The organism is bacterium (assembly GCA_035505375.1).
In the GTDB taxonomy this organism is placed as follows: Bacteria; Hydrothermota; Tepidihabitantia; order Tepidihabitantales; family Tepidihabitantaceae; genus UBA2258.
Window position 1 is genome coordinate 1 of sequence record DATJQV010000087.1, and the last position, 2,913, is coordinate 2,913.

Consider the following 2,913-nt stretch of genomic DNA (forward strand, 5'->3'; position numbering starts at 1 on the left):
AGATTGGATGACTTCGTCGCGATTTGCCTGAGAGGAACGTGCATGGCCGAGCCCAAAGATGAATGATAGGGAACGACGGACTGGCGAAAGGGCTGCCGAACAAGCCGATGAAGCTGACGGTCCCGCCGCAGGGGCATCGTAGTATCATCGAGAGGCCGGTTCGTGCGGCGGGCCCGCAGCTTATCGGCAAACCGTTCGGCGGACGTGGGGAACCCCAACTTGGTCGGAGGTAACCTTGATAAGGACGTCTAGGCTAACAAGTCAAACGTTGAGGCGTATCCTTCTCTTTTGTACGCTCGCTGTGCTTCCTTGGATGTTGTCTTGCTCCTGTGCAACAAGTCAGCCGAGCAAGGACAAAGGTTCCACGCCAAGAGACTTGTTTTGCAATGGCGACTCAGAATGCGAGATCACCGACCTGGATCCAGAAGACTGCTGCGCCCAGTGTCGCGAGCCATATGCCGTCGCCAAAGCAGTCCGGGCGGACTGGTGCCCTGCTCCTACGAACTGTTTAGCCTTTCTGCAAATATGCAGGGAAGGTCTCAAAAGTCCCAGGGACTACTATGCGGTCTGCTCACGGCACAAGTGCGAACGCCGTTCGAAGTGGTGGTGAACTGCCATGATCGTGGGCAATGTAGCATGCTCCGTCGAACAAGCCGTTGCAGCGCTCGTAGGCAGTGCAAGCAGAAAAAGCAGGGAGTGATCAGGGTTGTCTGGACGCACGGGATCCGAGTCGCGTGGAAAAGAAACGCGGCGAAAAGGATCGCGTGGGGTCGGGGCAGAGCGGAGAGGAATTCCGGAGGGTATCGACGAGGGTAGGCAAAGCGCTCACGTAGGGTGTCCAGGAAGGCATCGAATGAGCTGCAACGGCGATTGGACCAAGTCGAAATTCCTCGGGGTGCCTCAACACGGACGTCGCTCTTGCTTGACGCAGAGTCTGCTGCAACGGAAGGTCACCCGTCGGAAACCTCATGTGGCTCTCGATCTAGGTCTTGCTGGTGGTGTGTTTCTCCTTTCGCACAGGGTGGAAGGCTTGAGCATCTCAGGCGGGAAGACCGAGGCGGCGAACGTCGAAGAGCTTGCTGCTGTCGAACACGGCGCCACGGGCAACGTGGAAGAGGGCTTTGGCGAGCTTGCGCATCAGGGCCACGGCCGCGCGGGAAGAGCGGCCACCATCACGTTGCTTCTTGTGCTGGTACCAGCGGTTCGCGATTGCGTCCTTCTGGATCCAGCGATAGACGGCCAGCCACAAATACTGGCGGACGCGGGAAGAACCACGCTTGGTGAGCTTGAGCTGCCCCTTCAAGGTACCGCTGCTCTTCTCCTTGAGATTGAGACCCATGGCCTTGAGGTACGCGGCTGTGCAGGGAAAGGATCTGGCGTCCCCGACATCGCTGAGCACGACAGCGGCGGTGGCTTGTCCGACGACGGGGGCCAGCGCCGTGGCTGGCGTGGTCTGAGAGAGCTTCTCGACCGTGGTCTTGGCCACCTTGAAGGCGCGCAGAGAACGGTGCGCCTCGGCGGCGGTAGCCATCAGGGCGTCGCGTTCTAGCCCGACCAGCGGCAATCCCACCGAGCTCGCGGCAGAGTCGAGAACCGCGGTGATGTTGCCCCGGTCCATCAGCCCGTGGCTCTGGCCATGCAGCAGCCTGGCAGCCCGGTCACGCTCGACAGCGACATCGGCCGGGCCGCCGATGCGAGCAAGCAGTGCCATGAGCGAGGCGGAGGTCAGCTCGAGGATGCTGGGCAACTCGGGCCAATGGCGCGCGAGCAAGCCTTCCAGATGTCCGACCAGCTGCAGGTAGCGCTGCTGGTGAAGGTCCATGATGGTGATCGCAGCGCGAAGCTGCCGCCGCTCAGGAGCTGGCGGCACGAAGCGCTTGGATATGCCATCGAAGTGAAGCTTGGCGATGATCGCGGCGGACTTGGCGTCATGCAGGCTGGGAACGCCATCGTAGACCTCCCGGGCATCGAAAGTGCGCTTGCCACTGACCATGAAGACCGGAAAGCCATCGGCCTGGAGTTGGTTCCGCAGGACATCGCCGTAGCTACCCGAGGGCTCCATGACCACCTCGACGACCATCTCGGCAGCCCGGAACTGGCGCAAGACAGAGAGCAGCATCGTGTTCTCGGTCGGTGCCTTCCACCGCACGGTCGTCAGAATGCGGCCGTCGGCCGCCGCGAAGGCCGCGACCATGTCCACCTTGGCGATGTCGACAGCGACGACCAGCCGCCCGCCCACGTCCTCGCGGCGGACCGTGCAGGGTTGAAACGCGTTGACCGACATCGTGCGATAGATACGCTTCTTCATGGGGATGACTCCTTCGTTGGTTGTCGTGAACTCGACGAATTCTTGGGGTATCCCCACCTTCTTCTTCAACAACCTTTAGCTCACGGATCTGGTCGCCGCAGAGACCTCGGCGTAGAATCGCGACGCCGACTTGGCGGCGCCCAGACCGCTGAACGGCAGGGCGTTCGGCGGACAACGGAATGAAGTACGTCGCAACCGTCACCAGAGTTCTTCAGCCAGGGATCCACAAGGTCGCCGGTCTCCGGAACGGAGAACTCTCTGCAGACGAGCTGCCTCGACCCGACCGCGTCGAAATCCACCCCGAAGGTCCGAACGGACCGTTCTTTCTGGTGCGCTACACCGCGGCCGGGGAGTTCTGCGGGGATACCTGGCACGAGACGTGGGACGAGGCACTCAGCCAAGCCAAGTTCGAGTACGGACTTTCCGAGAACGACTTCGTGGCCGTCGAGAACCCGGCGTGATTGCCGCCGAACAAGCCGGTGCAGCTGACAATCCCGCCGCAGGGACATCGTAGTATCATCGAGAGGCCGGTTCGGCGGCGGGCTTGCAGCTGAACGGCAAACCGTTCGGCGGACGTGAAAGCAATCGAGTAGGTATCGCAGATG

Annotated in this window: 2 protein-coding genes; one reads left to right on the plus strand and one right to left on the minus strand. The window is 61.4% G+C overall.

The genetic code is table 11. From position 1 onward, the window contains the following. Window positions 1–1,039: 1,039 nt before the first annotated feature. Complete coding sequence (locus VMH22_15395; GenBank protein HTW93074.1) at window positions 1,040–2,377, minus strand: transposase; 1,338 nt, start codon at window positions 2,375–2,377, stop codon at window positions 1,040–1,042. Window positions 2,378–2,487: 110 nt separating this feature from the next. Between VMH22_15395 and VMH22_15400 the strand changes: the two genes are divergently transcribed. Continuing rightward, the gene (locus tag VMH22_15400) at window positions 2,488–2,769 is read left to right on the plus strand and encodes a hypothetical protein (GenBank protein ID HTW93075.1); all 282 of its coding nucleotides are present in this window, start codon (window positions 2,488–2,490) and stop codon (window positions 2,767–2,769) included. The last annotated feature ends 144 nt before the right edge of the window (window positions 2,770–2,913 follow it).